At 35.8% G+C, this 16266-nt stretch carries 18 protein-coding genes and 1 tRNA gene; 4 read left to right on the top strand and 15 right to left on the bottom strand.

All coding sequences use genetic code 11. The features are described from left to right. Positions 1-58 precede the first annotated feature (58 nt). The 7 genes from BUA71_RS05420 to BUA71_RS05390 form a co-directional block, all read right to left on the bottom strand. On the bottom strand, positions 59-2179 hold the full coding sequence (locus BUA71_RS05420) for a peptidylprolyl isomerase (protein WP_072877506.1): 2121 nt from the start codon (positions 2177-2179) through the stop codon (positions 59-61). A gap of 91 nt (positions 2180-2270) precedes the next feature. Beyond that, complete coding sequence (locus BUA71_RS05415) at positions 2271-3560, bottom strand: hemolysin family protein (protein ID WP_072877503.1); 1290 nt, start codon at positions 3558-3560, stop codon at positions 2271-2273. Next, positions 3560-3757, bottom strand: a complete 198-nt coding sequence (locus BUA71_RS17795) for a hypothetical protein (protein ID WP_072877501.1) — start codon at positions 3755-3757, stop codon at positions 3560-3562. The genes BUA71_RS05415 and BUA71_RS17795 overlap by 1 nt, the downstream gene beginning before the upstream one ends. Further along, the gene (gene lptC, locus BUA71_RS05405; RefSeq protein WP_072877499.1) at positions 3750-4322 is read right to left on the bottom strand and encodes an LPS export ABC transporter periplasmic protein LptC; all 573 of its coding nucleotides are present in this window, start codon (positions 4320-4322) and stop codon (positions 3750-3752) included. Before lptC ends, BUA71_RS17795 begins: the two co-directional genes overlap by 8 nt. A 1-nt stretch (position 4323) precedes the next feature. Further along, on the bottom strand, positions 4324-5697 hold the full coding sequence (locus tag BUA71_RS05400) for a tetratricopeptide repeat protein (RefSeq protein WP_072877497.1): 1374 nt from the start codon (positions 5695-5697) through the stop codon (positions 4324-4326). 20 nt (positions 5698-5717) lie between these two features. Further along, entirely contained in the window at positions 5718-6968 is a 1251-nt protein-coding gene (locus BUA71_RS05395; RefSeq protein ID WP_072877495.1) for a BamG family beta-barrel-assembly machinery protein, read from the bottom strand. Next, positions 6965-7696 carry a type III pantothenate kinase gene (locus tag BUA71_RS05390; RefSeq protein ID WP_072877760.1) on the bottom strand — a complete coding sequence of 244 codons (732 nt, stop codon included), beginning with the start codon at positions 7694-7696 and terminating at the stop codon, positions 6965-6967. The genes BUA71_RS05395 and BUA71_RS05390 overlap by 4 nt, the downstream gene beginning before the upstream one ends. 105 nt (positions 7697-7801) lie before the next feature. Between BUA71_RS05390 and BUA71_RS05385 the strand changes: the two genes are divergently transcribed. Both BUA71_RS05385 and BUA71_RS05380 read left to right on the top strand, forming a co-directional pair. Next, positions 7802-7874: transfer RNA gene (locus BUA71_RS05385), tRNA-Phe, on the top strand. A 104-nt stretch (positions 7875-7978) separates the two neighbouring features. Then, positions 7979-8581: a hypothetical protein gene (locus tag BUA71_RS05380; RefSeq protein ID WP_072877493.1), complete on the top strand. Its 603-nt coding sequence runs from the start codon at positions 7979-7981 to the stop codon at positions 8579-8581. A 51-nt stretch (positions 8582-8632) separates the two neighbouring features. Here BUA71_RS05380 and BUA71_RS05375 read toward each other — a convergent pair whose 3' ends face one another. After that, positions 8633-9274 carry a DUF6266 family protein gene (locus BUA71_RS05375; protein WP_072877491.1) on the bottom strand — a complete coding sequence of 214 codons (642 nt, stop codon included), beginning with the start codon at positions 9272-9274 and terminating at the stop codon, positions 8633-8635. 405 nt (positions 9275-9679) lie between these two features. On the opposite strand from BUA71_RS05375, the gene BUA71_RS05370 reads away from it, so the two are divergent. Then, positions 9680-10069, top strand: coding sequence for a hypothetical protein (locus tag BUA71_RS05370; protein ID WP_072877489.1), 390 nt, complete (start codon positions 9680-9682; stop codon positions 10067-10069). A gap of 1 nt (position 10070) precedes the next feature. Here the strand turns inward: BUA71_RS05370 and BUA71_RS05365 are convergent, their stop codons facing one another. Continuing rightward, on the bottom strand, positions 10071-10691 hold the full coding sequence (locus tag BUA71_RS05365) for an SOS response-associated peptidase (RefSeq protein WP_072877487.1): 621 nt from the start codon (positions 10689-10691) through the stop codon (positions 10071-10073). Between BUA71_RS05365 and BUA71_RS17600 the strand changes: the two genes are divergently transcribed. Further along, a complete protein-coding gene (locus BUA71_RS17600) occupies positions 10691-10834 on the top strand; it encodes a hypothetical protein (RefSeq protein WP_175545937.1) in 144 nt (47 codons plus the stop codon). The two genes, BUA71_RS05365 and BUA71_RS17600, sit on opposite strands and share 1 nt — an antisense overlap. Positions 10835-11573: 739 nt before the next feature. Here the strand turns inward: BUA71_RS17600 and BUA71_RS05360 are convergent. The 6 genes from BUA71_RS05360 to BUA71_RS05335 form a co-directional block, all read right to left on the bottom strand. Beyond that, positions 11574-12656, bottom strand: coding sequence for a hypothetical protein (locus BUA71_RS05360; RefSeq protein WP_072877485.1), 1083 nt, complete (start codon positions 12654-12656; stop codon positions 11574-11576). 153 nt (positions 12657-12809) lie between these two features. Continuing rightward, positions 12810-13574, bottom strand: a complete 765-nt coding sequence (locus BUA71_RS05355; RefSeq protein ID WP_072877483.1) for a hypothetical protein — start codon at positions 13572-13574, stop codon at positions 12810-12812. A gap of 159 nt (positions 13575-13733) precedes the next feature. Continuing rightward, complete coding sequence (locus BUA71_RS05350; protein ID WP_072877481.1) at positions 13734-14273, bottom strand: hypothetical protein; 540 nt, start codon at positions 14271-14273, stop codon at positions 13734-13736. Between the two features lie 101 nt (positions 14274-14374). After that, on the bottom strand, positions 14375-14842 hold the full coding sequence (locus tag BUA71_RS05345; protein WP_072877479.1) for a DUF4468 domain-containing protein: 468 nt from the start codon (positions 14840-14842) through the stop codon (positions 14375-14377). Between the two features lie 300 nt (positions 14843-15142). Beyond that, positions 15143-15616: a hypothetical protein gene (locus BUA71_RS05340; RefSeq protein ID WP_072877477.1), complete on the bottom strand. Its 474-nt coding sequence runs from the start codon at positions 15614-15616 to the stop codon at positions 15143-15145. A gap of 4 nt (positions 15617-15620) precedes the next feature. Beyond that, positions 15621-16163, bottom strand: coding sequence for a hypothetical protein (locus BUA71_RS05335; RefSeq protein ID WP_072877475.1), 543 nt, complete (start codon positions 16161-16163; stop codon positions 15621-15623). Between the last annotated feature and the right edge of the window lie 103 nt (positions 16164-16266).

The following is a 16266-nucleotide window of genomic DNA, read 5'->3' as shown; positions in this document are numbered from 1 at the left end:
AACACAAAAAAGCCCGGAAAATATCCGGGCTTTTTAGTAAGTATAGTTTTTCTAAAGCTTAGTAAAATCTTGCTCTATTATCTTCAATTTCTGCTTTTTCACGCAGGGCAGAAAATAAGCGTTGTGATACATTCTGTCTTCTTTTAACAGTTTCCTGCTCAGCTATGCCTTTATAAGAATTCATTTCTGGAACCTCATTTTTATTTTCCAGTTCCACCACATAGACTCCTTTCTCACCAGCAATTGGCTTACTTACAGCTCCCGCTTCCAATGCAAAGACAGAACCTACAACCTCTGGTTCTCTTCCAGCGCCCGGTAAAGTAGGACTGGCCAATGTTACGGCGTTGGCAGATTGCACCATAGTATTATTTTCAGAAGCTATTTTTTGAAGATCATTACTATTAATTTTCTTCTTAATAATTTCTGCTTTTTTCTGTTTGGTAAGAATTGGAATCACTTTAGAAGAAGCGTTTTCCGCAGTGGAAAGTCCGGCTTTATTTTTTGCGGTCAATTGCGCAACCACATATCCAGACGGAATATCAAAACGCTTTACATCTCCCGTTTTAACACCATCTTCAAAAGCCCACTGCACAATTCTTCTTTGTGCACCTACACCGGGAATATTCTCATCAAGCGCTTTCATTTCTTTTACCGTTCTAACCTGATAATTCCCCTCCTTGGCAATTTCATTAAAATCCCCATCTTTAGCGGCAATTTCAAATTTAGTAGTTTTATTGAACAGGTTATTTCTTGAGGTTTCAGAAGCTTCTAATTCCCTGGCAATAGTTGCTATTTTAACCGCTTTTTGTTTTTCGCTCTGCTCTTTAATTTTTACTACGTGGTAACCAAAATCGGTTTCAACTACATCTATATCTCCTTCGTTATTATTTAGCACAAAATTATCTACTTCAGCAACCATCATTCCAGGACCAAAATATCCAAGATCACCACCTTCTTCACTGTTGGAACGGTCTGATGAAAATTCAGCAGCTAATTCATCAAATTTAGATTTATCGGCTTTAATCACGTTCAAAAGACTATCTGCTAAATTTCTTGCTTCTTCCTTAGTCCTGGTAACATCTGGAGCAAATTGCTGCCCTTTATAAGCCACCAAAATATGACTGGCTTTAATAGAATCTGGGATCTTTTTAGTTTCTACCAGTTTAGAAATCTTGTAATACCCCTGGTCTTTATAAGGACCAAAAGTCTCTCCTTCATTTAAGCTAAATAATTCTTCGGCAAATTCTGAAGGAAGTTCGTTTTTGAACTTAAACCGACCTTCATAAGGTAAATCTGAATTAGATTCTACAAAATCCTCATAATCCTCTGTATTATTAAAGCCGGGCAAAGTATCGTTTGCGTTGGTCACGGCGTTAAATTCTACACGGCTATCCTTCATGGAATTAAGCTCGTCTTCGGTAGCTTTAATGTCTTCTTTAGAAGCCGTTTCTTCAAAGTAAACATATCTAATATTTCTGGAAGCTTCAGTTTCAAATTCTGAAGCGTGATCTTTTATGTAAGATCTTATTTCATCTTTAGAAACATCTACCTCATCATCTGAAACAGAAGAATAAGGAATTTGAACATATTTTAAATCTACACTATTATTCTCTAACTTATAAGCTTGTTCGGCCTCGGTAAGTGTAGCACCAACCCCGGCAGTTACCATATTAAAGTAGGTGTTTTGGCGCGCCATGTTCCCCATGTTATCTTCCATTTGCAACCATTGTTGGTAAGCTTGTGGTGAGCTGGCTTTTAAATTAGCAACATATTCCCTAAGTCGGTTTTCATCAAACATTCCCGCCTGGTTCGTAAAAGCTGGATTATTTGCCATTTGAGTTTTCATCACTTCTCTAATTTGAGCTTTTTCTGCTCTAATTCCCAATTTCTCCAGTTCTTCCTGAAGGATTGTTTCTCTAAGTGTTTGCTCCCAAACCTGACTTACCGCCTGGGTTGTGCTCGCGTTAGCTCCCATATTACGTTGGTAAGCTTCTACCTGGCGGGCAAAACCTTCACGGTCTATATCCTCACCGTTTATAGTAGCTATGGTGTTTTGGTCTTTTTGCGAAGAGAAGCCACCGTTACGAATCACATCGGCCAAAACGAAAGAAAACAAGGCCAAAGCGATGATAATGATCAAGAAAACAGAACGCTGTCTGATTTTATTTAATACTGCCATTTTTAATTATTTATCAAAATATAGTGGGCGAAAATAGTGCTTTTAAGCTAATTATAAAACTTATAATTAGCAAAATATTAACTACCCGACGTTATTCTTCAGGTTTTATTTTTAATTCAACTAATTCGATTTTGGTATTGGACACTTCCAGGATCTTAAATTGAAAATCATCTATTTCCAATTCCTCGTTTTGCTGCGGAATTTCTTCGGTATGGTTTACAATATAACCACCTAAAGTTTCGTAATTCTCCCCGTCTGGGATATTGAGCTTGTAGTTTTCATTTAAATAATCTATTTCCAGCCGGGCCGAGAATTTATAGTGATCGTCTTCTACCTCTTCTTCGGTAAGGACTACCGGGTCGTGTTCATCTTCTATCTCCCCAAAAAGTTCTTCTACAATATCTTCTATAGTAATCATCCCACTAGTGCCGCCATATTCGTCTATCACTACCGCTATACTTTTATGCCGTTTGGTTAGGTTGTTTAGTACATCTTTTACCCACATCGTTTCTGGAACAAAAACTACGGGCAACAAAATAGATTTTATGGATTCAGGCTTTTTAAAAAGCTCAAAAGAATGTACATAGCCAATAATATCGTCTATGGTTTCATTATAGATAAGCAATTTTGAAAGCCCTGTTTCAGTAAAAGTTTGTACCAGGTCTTTGGGCGCTAAATCTTGATTTACTCCAATAATCTCGGTTCTGGGAATCATCACTTCCCTGGCTTTTATATCGGAAAATTCCAGTGCATTTTGAAAGATTTGTATTTCAGAATCTACTTCTTCATCATCTTCAACCGTTTCCATTTGCTCATTTATAAAGTTCCCCAGCTCTACTTTACTAAACGCCAGTTGCACTTCATCACCTTCGGTTTTAAAGAATCGCTTCAGAATAAAATCTGACACCCAAATCACAAAACTGGAAATAAAACTAAAAAGTATATAAAATATATAGGCCGGAATTGCGAAAAACTTCAGCATAGAATTCGCATAGATTTGAAAGAACACCTTTGGAAGAAATTCGGCAGTAAGTAAAATTACCAGCGTAGAAATTACGGTTTGGGTAAACAGGTTAAGATCTACAATAAAATATTCTAAGAAAGCACTATCTACAGGTTGAAGACCTTCCAACCAGGTCATGAGTAAATCCCCCATAAAAAAACCATAAACTACCAATGCAATATTATTTCCCACCAGCATGGTAGCAATAAACTTAGACGGTTTTTTGGTAAGTTTCTTAAGGATGGTAGCCAGAAAATCGTCCTGGCGTTTCTCTATTTCAATATAAATCTTGTTAGAAGAAATATAAGCAATTTCCATCCCGGAAAAAAAGGCAGAAAACAGGAGGGATAGAACAATAATAAGAATATTAATTTCCATTACTTGGGCTTATTGCGCTCTTCAATTTTACGCCTAAAGCGCCTTTTGAAGAAAAACATAAATATTGAAATTAAGACAAAAAATAGAAATAAATAAGCCCGGTTACGCTCTGTATTCCATATTCGCACAGCTTCAAATAGAAAGAAGGCAGCTAAAAATAAATAGGCGTATTCGAAGTATTTAAAATATTTACTCATCTGGTTTTTTATCTTCTATGACTTGAACTCCAATATTGGTACGAGAGCGAAAATTACCGAAATTTTGATTAGCATCAAAACCTTTCCCCTCATTGAGTGCTCCATTAGGAAATTTAATTTTATTGGGCCTATCGGTAAAAACCCAGTTTAAAGTTTGGTCCCAGTAGAGTTGCGAAGCTTCAAGCCGCAAACTATCGGCTGTAAAAATCACGACATTACCCTGCAGGTCTATCAACTTTGTATCTTCGTAAACGATGCCATAGTCTGCGGTTACCGTACTTTTCTCATTATTCTCATCAAAGAACTCTACTTCAAGCCCATCGGGAAATTCCCGGTAAGGAAAATCCTTATTGGTAAAGTCTTTCATTTTAGGGCTTTTTAAATTCGCTACCATCCTTCCCGAATCGGTATATTTTAAATTCACACCCTTAGCGATTGCCTGGGGCGCATCACCTTCTATATCTAATGCTCTTAATTCACTAAGCTTACCCTGGCATGAAAAAAGCATTGTCACCCCTATTAGCGTGACAATGCTTGTTATTATTTCCTTATATGTTAAACTCATATTACATTTGTGGGATACGAACGGTTTCCCCAATCCAACATCCAATCTTTATCGCTTCCCCGGCTTTCTTACCTTTTTGGAAAACATCAGTCTTTTGGGGAGCTCTACCTCGGTAAGCTGTAGCAGATTCATTTGCATTTGAAGCAATAGAAGGATCTACCCTTGCAGCTCTGGCAGCATATTCTGCCGCTAACCAATATACAGCTCTTTTACTAAAAGAATCTTCTCCACAGTTATTAGCACTTTTAGCAACCATATTAGCGATTTGTAAATAAGCAGTACCTAAGGATGGTTTGGCTTTTAAAGCTTTTCTATAGAAATTTCTCGCTTGAGAAAAACTTCCTCTATCTTTATAGTTAGAAGCAATTCTATAATAAATTCTAGCTCTATCGTTAGGATCCTGCTCCAACTCGGCTGCTTCGTTATAATAGTCTAAAGCTTTAGCTCTATCCCCGTCGGCTTCTGCCAACTGACCTAAAGAATACGCAGATTTCGCAGAAGGTTCTAACTGGTGAAGTGCTTCTGAAACCTGAAAGAATAATGGATCTTCAGTACAATCTTTAGCAGACAACCTCGCGTTAGCATTCTGCAACCAATTCACATCTGATTTCTTTGCTTCGAAATCTTTCTTATAAAGTGGGATCAAATTATCACAATCTGCCCTGGCACCAAGTTTGGCGTTTAAAGCCTTTTTTACGCTGTTATAGTTATTCAAATTAATCTCAGCATATTTTATTTTCTTCTCCTCTTTTTTAGTAAGATCTTCTCCGGCCTCCTGTTTTTTCAACAAGGGAGCTAAATTCTCGGCAGCTTTGTTCTCCTCCTCTTCAATCTTCTCCATCACTTTATCATAGCTGTCAAAAACATCCTGTAATTCCCTGTCACCAGCATCTTGCATATCTACCATCAATTGGAAATAAGAATAAAGACCTTTAGGACTGGTAAAGTTTTCCTTGTCTTCCTTATAAACTTTATCAAAAGCATTATAAAGCTCTTCGGTAGTGCCAATCTTATTATCAAATTTTAACTGTGCGATATCAGAATACACCTTTCCTTTAGAAGTTTTTGCCGGGAACAATTCTAAACGCTCTTCCCAAAGCCCTATAAGTTCTTTAATAAACTCCTTTTTTTCGGCACCTTCAGTATTATCAATTTTGTACTCAAGTGCGCGTTCTCCATATTGAAAGGTAGCAAGACTATATTCTGGACATTTCTCTCTAACCTTCATTAAGGGTTCATAAGCTGCGTCATAATTTTTTGCCTTGGCATCATCATAAGCTAACGCTGCCATGGTAGCACAATCATTAGACTGTGCACTTAAAACACTCGAACCTAAAACGGCTCCTGTAAGTAATGCTATAAATCTCGCTTTCATTTGTTTGTTTATTGTTGTTGTTAATTAAATTTTCTTCTTTCGAACCATCTTCTTGCTTCAGTTAAAGAAAGTCCCACTGAAACTCTAAAGTAGTCCTCCTGTATTAATCCGGAAGCAGTTGTACCGCGCTGTCCATACTCCAATCCCAGATTTATATTTGAGAACCCAGGTCCTACTGGTAATCCAACTCCAAAAGTAATGCCAAACTCATTAACTGCTTCATCCCGAAGGTTAAGCCCGGTCTCCTCATACCGGAATCCAGCCCGGTAAACTATTCGTTTAAAGTAATTTGTTAAAGAATTGTACTGTGGAATAAAATACCCACCTATTTTATACTGTGAAGCTTTTGCAAAATCTGAATTCTGTCCTCCACTCGTATTTACGGCAAGATAAGAATTATTGTCTGTGCTGGTATATTCTGCTCCCAAAAACCAATTATTAGGTCTTCCAACTCCTGCACCCAGGGAATACCTGGAGGGTAAAGTTAATTCAGACTCGGGCACATCTACATCCCGTTCCTTTACAACGCGCTCACCTAAGGCAGAAAATGCAATAGTTGCCAATTCTCTTGAATTCTCGGCGTCTATATTTGTTGTTGGCGTGTAACTTGCGGCAGCATGTAGCTTTAATCCACTCTTTAATTTTTTCTGAAAATCTGCTCCAAAGTTAAAGGTAAATCCGCTAAGATCAGACCTACTTACATCGCGGGTCCCCAATTGCACCTCTTCCCGCACCAGGGTTCTTCGATTTTGAAGATTTCCGAAGTTATAATTCGCGTCAACCCCAATACTTAAAGCCGGGATAATTTGATAACCTGCAGAAGCAAATACTTTATTCATCCCGCCACGACCTTCCAGCCGGCTCGCGACATCTTCCCGAATGTCAAGAATTTGATAACCTACTGAGGTGTATGGTGTAAGCCCAATTCCAAAAGCTAATTTATCACTCACGGGAACCCCAATAGCCAGGTAATCTAAGGAAGTGGTTTTAGCATTATCTTCACCGCTATTTGATTCTAAATTGGTACGGGTATGAGAACCGCCAACCGCATAAGTTGTTCTTCGCAACCTACCGTATCCTGCGGGGTTTCTTAAGTTAACGTGAATACTGTCTGAAAACACACTTAAGCCTCCCATAGATCTGTTTTCTACGGTTCCTTTAAATGAGGTAAGTCCAATCCCGTAGTAAGAATATGGAGATGCCACGTTCTCCTGCGCAGTAGCAACAACTGTAAAGAAAACAGCGACGATTACTGTAAATCGTTTAATCATTGAGTCTTATTAGATTCTAAAATGTAGTTCAATCCCTCTAAAAGAAAATTAGGGTTGGCAAATATGCTATTTTTTACCCGCTTTAACAAAAATTGAGCATTTCCACCTGTTAAAATAACTGTTAAATATTTATTCTCAGTCTTGTAGCGATCTACCAGCCCATCAATTTCTGCCACCACCCCATTTACTACTCCAGAGAGGATGCTACTATGAGTAGAATCACCAATTAAATGTGCTTCCCCCACAAATTCTACAAACGGTAAATTATCTGTAAAATTATGCAAAGCTTTAAAACGCATCTCAATACCCGGGGAAATAGCACCTCCCAAATACTCATTTTGATCATTCTTAAAATCGAAAGTAATACAGGTTCCCGCGTCGATTACCAGCAAATTGTTTTCTTTAAACTGTTTTGCTCCTGCCGCAACCAGAGCAATCCTGTCTTTCCCCAAAGTGTTTGGGGTTGCGTATTTATTGGTAAAAGGCAAATCTATTTTTTCATCGAGGACAAAAAGCTGGGTCTCATTTTTAAGCACTTTTTCGATGTGAAAAGTATCTTTTACTACCGAAGCCAGGATAGAAAACCTTATTTCTGGATATTCTTTTTTTATTTCCTGAAATTTCTTCGGAAATTCCTCTAAACTCGCCCAAAAGGTTTTTAGGTGTTTATACCGCTGAAATACAGCGATTTTCACCAAAGAATTACCTACATCAACAATTAAATTCATATAAAAATCGTTCTGCCGGCTAATGTACAAAAGCATTTTTTTAAAATTTCTTTTGTGAGATTATAAAAATGAATATATATTTGCACCCGCTTATCACAAGCAACTGGTGCCTTAGCTCAGTTGGTAGAGCAAAGGACTGAAAATCCTTGTGTCCCTGGTTCGATTCCTGGAGGCACCACCTTAGAAGCCCGATACACTTAGTGTTTTCGGGCTTTTTTAATTTCAGGGTGTTACATAGGGTGCAACATAAATTTTTCTTTTATTTCTTATCTTTAAAGGAAAATGAAAACTTTTTCAGCTAAAAATGCGCTTTACGATCTATTCTCTATTGCTCCCCAACTTAAAAACGTACCGCAAGAAAGACCCGAATTTGAAACCTTAATAAAGTTCATCCTATCAAAGGACTTTTATTATGATGAAGATATTCCCTACCCACGCCTTTTAGAAGTTCAAAATAAATTAGGAATTAAATCTCACACTCTGCGAAAACTAATTAAAGATTTGTATGAATATATTTTAGATCACGAAGAACCACTATTAAACTTCAAAAAAACTAAAGTTATATTTCATCTCTCCTACCTTGACCGCAGGTTCCAGTTTTCTGTAAAGCATTTACCCGTAATACCCAGGGTTGGAGAATCTTTTGAAATTTCTTTTACCAAAGGTAAAATGGATTGTAGGCAATTCTATGTAGATCATATTTACCACTCTCTGGAATTAGATACTCAAAAAATATTTATAGCTTTAAAGAATGGGAAATTCAATTCATATTTTAAATTTAGAAGAGATAAAGCGGACACTTTAAAAGAATTGCATTTAAAAGACTGGTTTATTGATGATTGGTCGTTTGAACAAAAACTTCTGAAGGGAGAATTAAAGCCATAAAAAAACCGCCCCGGGGAAGGCGGTTTTCAGGGCAAAAAAAGGTGCGGGGCACTAAGAAGCTGTACCAGATCCTAAGTATGCACTGTTTGAAACTTTACTTCCATCTTCTGAAATAAAAGCTAAATAAGTTTCAATCGTATCACCTGCAAAAGATGCCGGAATTGAAACGCTTTCAGCTCCAGTACTCCTATCGGCTCCTTCCAGGATATAAACCGATTCTTTCTTGGATGGATTATATACTAAAACCATTGCTTTATCGGTTGTACTGGCATTAGCTTCACCCGAGTTATCATCCCAGGTAAAATCTACCTGACCCGAAGTGGAATCATCCATTGCTCCATTTGAAACGCCAAGCAGTGTGCCTTTACTAACTAAAGCTAAAGCGTAATCTACAGTAAAGTTAGGGGCACTACCAGTAATGGCATTGTTAAGCACATAAGACATAGCCGCGTTAAAGGCAGTCTTTTTAATAGCAAGGTTTTTATAACCTTTTTTTAGAAAATCAAGATTAGGTTGTAAAAATTCTAAAACGGCAGTAAACTTTGTTCTTTGGTTTACCTGGCCAACGGTTCGGGGGTTTGCAACTTTAGAGGGCATTATCCTTAGATAATCAATTCCCTTCCAGCTGGCTCCAACTACGTTACCAACTTTTCCAGAGATTCCTCCTAATATGCCTTGTGAAATCTTTCCCATAGCAGTTTGTTTTTTGGGGTTAAATATTCAGTTTATTCGGACTTGGTACGGACTTGAATTAAGGAAGCACCTGTCCATTTGCATATAAAATAACTATTGAAAAGCCACTTTTTCTAATCCTGGGAACCGATTGACATAGTTTGCGCCTGATTACCTCGTTTTTCCCTTTAATATATTTTTCAAAAGAAAAAAAGAGAAAAAAGAAAGCCGTTGTTTCAAAATGCGAAGCCAGCAGGCAAGCTTTTCAGCGGAAATACCATCCGATCTAAAGTATTAGAGATAAGAAGTATTTTGTTTTGGTTGGAGATTTCCGTTGAAACCCGTAGGGCTTGAGCTTAGCCTGCGCCCGCGGAGCATTTTATCCTTGTTTTCTTTTTTAGATTTTTTATTTCATATCTTAAAACTATGTCTAAACTGAGAGAACACTCCCGAACCGATTTATTTGATGCTTCAAGTATTGCAGATGATCTAGTAGAATTTAAATTTGATTATTTTTTTACTGGAAAACGAACACATAAAAAATCCCATATTATCGATTTCTTCGTAGTAACCTGGGTTATGGACGCAGCTGAAAATTTATTTATTCGCTATTGTAATTATTATGGTGATGGGAAAACCTGGAAAATGGTGGTAGAGAAACAAATGCGCGAATTGATGGCAGATATTTCTGTTGGAGCAACTTTTATTACCAGCGAATTACGTTTTTTTGAAGTAGAAAAAGAAAAACACCTACCGGTTGAAAAGTTTGAGCAAAAGTTCCTGGACTTAAAGGCTAAAATGAAAAGTAATCATTAAACTAAGCAACTTCTGAAGCTATTAAAGGCACTTCATAAGGAAAAGCAAAATTTGAATGATCGGTGCCATTAAGCCAGCTTTGATGATCCTGGGCTTTTAAAACCACCGGCATTCTCTTTTTGTTATTGTGGATCTCAGCCATTAATTCATTGGCCTCTGTGGTTACGATGGAATAAGTGTTTAGGGTTTCATCGGTTTCCGGATTTATCCAGGTAGAATAAATACCGGCGAAGGCAAAAATCTCCTGATCTGTTGGAGTAATTAAATATTTCTGTTTCTCTTTTCCTTTAGGATCTTTCCATTGCCATTCGTAATAACCATCAGCTATAATTAAACAACGTTTTTTTACTGAATTTCGAAAGGAAGGTTTTTCGGCTATGGTTTCAATTTTGGCATTCAGGGTCATTTTTTTGATTTTATCATCTTTTGCCCAAAATGGAATTAACCCCCAATTAAACATTTGAATTTCACCCTGGTTCTCATCAGCAATTACCGGTGTTTTTGAAAATGTAAATGCATTAATTTCCAGTTGTGGCTTATATTCATCTGGGTCAATAAATCGTGCTTCTAAAGTACGTTCTATATCACTTAGTTTGGAATTGAGTTTGGTTCGGTAGCACATTGTTTAAAATTTATATCAATTTACTAAAATCTGTTGAATTATCGGGGCAGGTAAACCAAAAGGCGCGTGCCGTTGCGAGTAGGAACAACGGTGGTGTGGGGAAAGCACGTAGCGGCGGCGGAGTGCGTCCCACAGCTATGTAGCATACACGGCTGGCGGATTTTTTGACCTTTTTAGTTGAGATTTACAGGCTTAAGGAGGGGCCAACGAAGAACGGCGCGGTAGCGTCGGGCGTAGTGTGCCGACTTATGCCTGTGTGAGGGCAAATAAGGGCTTTGCCTGTTGATTTAACCTCAGCCTTACTCTATGTCCATTTTTATTTTAAAATACCTATAATTTGTGTTTAAACTGCAAAGCTGTTATGCCCTGAGTTCAGATGCTTCAATTGAACTACAAGTTTCTTATGGAAAATTAACTCAAAAAATATGACAGCACCTACGCCGTTGTGACCTCGCAGGCTCGCACAAAGTGAAGTTGCGGTTTGCCCTTAATTCAGATTACTCACGCGGTAGCGTGAAACTTTATTGGATTTTAAGGGCAAAAGATAGCAACGCGTGAGGATGGAGTGGAATGTGTGAAATAAAGCAAGTGACCAGGTTTAAAAACCTGAGGGCGGAAGGTTTTTAGGCCGTGGGAACGGTAAGTGCAAAATGCTTAGGAGTTGGGGTTTAGAAAGAAGTGGGTTTCTCCAAAGAGTTCCCCACCTTCGTGGGGAAGACAAACCTATTTTGCAATTATGTTTTATGGAACAAAATGGAACGACTGACGAACACCGATTTACCTGCCCCCGTTGTTGATTAGCACTACAGATTCTTAACTTCGATACTATATTCTAAAAAAAACTTATTACTTTTTACAGGAATTGCTGCTTGTTACTGGCTTTTAAACGTAACTTCTACCACAGTCCATAATAACATTTGTCACGACATTTAACATCTCAGATATGATGATTTCTCCATCCCTACTTTTTATATATTCAATCATCTTTTGGTTGAAATAGTTGATTGCTTCTTGAGAAGGAAAAAATCCGAAAAAAGCACGATGAAGTTGGAAGAATGTGTCTGTGAATTTTTGTCTAATCTGCTCAAGTTGTATTAAAGCGATTTTATTGAACAATTTTTTTCTTTCTTCATCTGTATTAATCCCAATTCTCAACTCATCATCCAAATTGCTTGAAATTATGCAACCTATATTTGATTCAATCGTGCCCTTAGTTAAATCCGGCATTTTTTTAGAATCTAAGATTTTAAAATCAAAAATGATAGATAGCCTATTTAACAGAATAAAAAATGGCTCTGCAGAATTATCAATTAATACCCCATTATCAGAAAGTTGGTTTCCAGATGATATAAAATAATTTAAAGCAAAATCAAATCTTTCTATTTCCTCTAAATTTTCCTGAGTTTTCTTAATAATGGATTGAATATCTAAATCAGCAGTTTTTAAAATAAACTTTCTTAAATACTCCTCATCATCTTCTTTCAAAGACCAATTATCATATTTCGAAGCTGATGCCCTCCAAATATTAATTATTGAAAATTGAAGGCCCAGGGTTTTTTGATTTGCAAATGAAACATAATTGCAACTATCACTCTCTAGCTCTTCATCTTTTTTCTTGATAATTTTGGCATAGATATCTTGTGCGAAGCTTGTTTCAATGGGGCCAAATTTTTTTTCGCAATCTCTACATACTAAATCTCTATTAATGAATGGATTTTTATTTTTCTTAATTTCATCTTCACTAGCTTCTCTTCCTAATATTTGTTGAAGTTTTTCAGGAAGAACTCCATTTCCAAAATAATCTAATCCAATATTTTCAGTTGAAATTTCATAAATCAATTCCTTATCTTCTCTTTTTGTAAATCCGTCTTCATTTAAAGCAGTTCGAATAATACTTTCAGTGAAAATGTGTGATCCTACATTTTCTAATTTATTTGTTTGACATAATTTACATAAATCACTCATAATTTGTTTAGGCTTGCAGCTAATGTCTCGTATAATAACAATTCGAGTTGTTGAGTTTGGTTGAGCCTAGGCCTACTAGCCGCAGCAAGCAAAGACTCAAGATTTGAGACAGATTTAGCATTATTTTTATATTGTTTTAGCAAATATTTTATTTCAAAACTGATTCCAAAAATCTTCGCTTTGTTGGTCTTTATCTAGATCTTCATTGTAATGGGTATAGTCTGTAATATCCGTAAATTTGTGATTGATGGATCTATTTTCCGGTTGATGGTGGATTTTATTGTTTTCGTCAGGAATACCATCAAATAAAAATTCGTTATCGCTGAACAAGTCTAAAACTAGTACTTTACAGATATACCCCGAATAACCATCTTTGCTTCTTAAAAATCTTTGTTTAGTTATAATGCCTTTATTTTCTAGAAGTCGTATTAATTCATCGTCCACTATATCCCACAGCAAAATGTGATCTTTGTTTAATTCTTTATTCGGGAATGAATGGTTTATGCAAAGAATTAAACTCTTATGATTACTGGTATTTACTAATTCTATAAGAAGATTATTGTCACGATAGTATTTCCTTAGGTTATAAATACCTTCTTTATACCTAATCCAATTATCAATTCTTGTATTCTTTACAATCTCAAGGGATTTACAAATAAGTTCATTAGCAGAATATTGCTTTTGACCGTATTTCCACATACTGCCTTTTAATTTGACATCAATTGCAATTTCTGACCCTATTTTGCAGAATCTCAAAAGATCGATATACTTGTCATAAAATGAGATAGTTAATTTCTCCCCGTCTGCGTCAATTACAATTCTTTGTTTTAAAAAAGATTTGCTCTCATTTAACTTTGAATACTGATGCTTACCTTCAAAAAAGTAAACTATTTCTCCCTTCAATTTTTGGTTTAACATTTTTTAAAATGTTTGCAACTCGTTATAGTATCCTAATATAAAAGAATATCTCAAGCAAAACCGGAGTACGTTGCGAGTGGTTTATGTTAAAAAAACATAAGTGCATTACTAATTGGGTTTATAGTTTCAATATCCATTAGGTCACTATATTGAGAAAATTTATAAATCTAAATAGATCGAACCATTGGTATAAGTAACCTCATTTCCAAAAGGAGCATCTGGAGCATCCTCACTGTAATACAAACCATTGCAGTATACTCCATAACCATTTGAAAAAGCAAGTGTAGCAATGAATTCCTCTTCATTATTTGCTGTTACATTTATATCAGGGTAAGGAGTGTCAGGAGCATAGTAAGAGCAATCATTATTATTCTCACGGGTGTGAAGGTTAAATTCACCGATAATATTATCACCTTGATCCGCAGTTAATCCAAGTGTGACATCAAACTCAATAACTAAATCATCTTTATTGTCGATCTTAGCTGTAACGTAATAATATTTATCATTTGGATCTTCAAAATGCTTTTCAAAAGTAAAAGTATTAAACCTGTATTCAGTCCCATTGATAGTAACATTTATCTTACTCTCATTAGAATTTTTCTCATTATTCGCATCCTCACTTGAACACGATGTAATAATAAAACTAAATATTGCGATAACTAGTAGTATTGTCTTTTTAATAATATTATATATTTTCATTTAATTAATTAAAGGCGGACGGCGTTGCGAAGCGAGAGCGCCGTCTCGCCAGTTAATATGTAATTTTTAATTATTTTTTTAGAATAAATTTCGGATAGAGTTTACCAATCTGAATTATCCTTTTCCACGATACTTTCTTCAAATGAGGAAATCAAATTGTTGATTTTGTTCTTCGCATCTTCTTCTTTGTACAAGGTGTACATATTTCCTTTCATATACTGAAATTCCTCGGGAGTAACAGTAATTTTACTGGCATCATCTTTAACCTGGATATTAATTATTGCATAGGCATCCTGACCCGGACCATATTGGTTAGCTGATGTAATGGGGCTCAAATAATATTTTCCCGTAATAGTTCCTGATTCTTTATCGGTAAATTGAACTACCGATTCAGCATCATTGAAGGCTTCTACCATCCAGTTATTAGCCCTTACATACAATTCATTTTTGGATGTATTTTCAACGGGGACTACTTTGGTAATTGGAGTATTATCAGAGGTGGTAAGACTACCGCAACTTGTTAAAAAGGAAACACTAATTAGTGATAAAAAAAGTAAAAATTTGTTCATTGGAGTATGTTTGAAGTTAATAGGATTAAGCCTGGTATTTCTGGTCGTTAATTGTGAATTATAAAACTGAAATGTATCGGCTGAAAAAACAAGCAACCGATGTAGGGATAGGCCGCTTGCTTTAGCAATTTAAGAATATTCTATTAATTAAAATGTGGAAAGCCGTAAAAACAGGGCAATTTTAGGAATGAGCGAAGAGCAGGCGGAGCCGGAAGTGAGCGAATGAGTAAATTTGCCTCCTTAGCCGAAAGCGGTATGCACGAGGTTAGTACCGAGTGCAATACGGCTGAAGGCGCTTGTTTAGTTTAGCTTTTGAGATTCCTGTAAACTATCAATTATTTCCACAAAAGATTCTAATTGTTTTGTAAAGGCAATTGCTTCTTCTCCTTGCTGACCGATTAAAAGAGATTTGGTCATTTTAAAAGTTAATTTTAGTTCTTTAAGTTTTTGCTCAAATTCTAATGATTTGGCTTCGGCATTTATCTTTCTTGCTTCTGCCTTACTTCTTTCTATTTTAGAGAATTTCTCTTTTATTTCTGAGAAAACTTTATAATTACTAACCCCAGGACTATATTGAGATGGAGTTGAATTGTTACTGCCCGATGAAATATGTTTTTCCATTAGGCTTTTAATAGATACTCCCTTATCATCCCTGGTAGAGCAATCTAATACATCGTTAATTTTTGCTATTAAATGGCCACGTAAATTTTCAAAAAGCGTTTCATTTAAACCTATCAAGTCTATCTTTATAAAATTCTGCTTTGTCTCTTCCATAGGACTAAATTGATGGTTCAAAATACTTTTCTAACTGAACCTTTGAAAAGCCTTTTATTCTTAAAGCATCGCCACCAATTTCTTTATAGAGATCAGACAGGCAAGAGATCATCGCACTCATTTCTTCCGGGTCATACTCATCTTCTAAAAAATAAATAGGTAAACTTTCTACTGTAGGGGCTAAAGAATTAAATAATAACTTAAAATCGAGTTTGTCTGTATCTATATTTAATTTTGAAAAAATCAGCTGTAATTCAATTTCATCATCTAAATTTTTTTCATCAATTTCCATATGAACGCTCACGCCCGCTCTCATACTATTAAGAATAGAATCATTTATAGCACTAATTTCATCTACTGTTATTTCCTCACTACCAGTAGAAATTTTTAGAAAAACTATTTTTGAATCCAAGACATCATAACCGCCGTTGTAAATTTTCTTGTAGACATCATTTACAGCTTTTCTTGCCCTATTCTTTCCCCTTGCTTTTGCAAAAATTTTAAGACTATACTTGGGATTAGCTATTAATTCGTATAGATTATCCATATTTATCAATTGAATGAATAATAAATATAATAATTTATTAGTAATATGGCATTTTAATCTATGAATTTAATATTTAGGAATAGCTTAAGTAATTTTTTTGTTA

The organism is Salegentibacter echinorum (genome assembly GCF_900129445.1).
Classification (GTDB): Bacteria; Bacteroidota; Bacteroidia; order Flavobacteriales; family Flavobacteriaceae; genus Salegentibacter; species Salegentibacter echinorum.
This window is presented reverse-complemented; position numbering and strand designations above follow the sequence as displayed.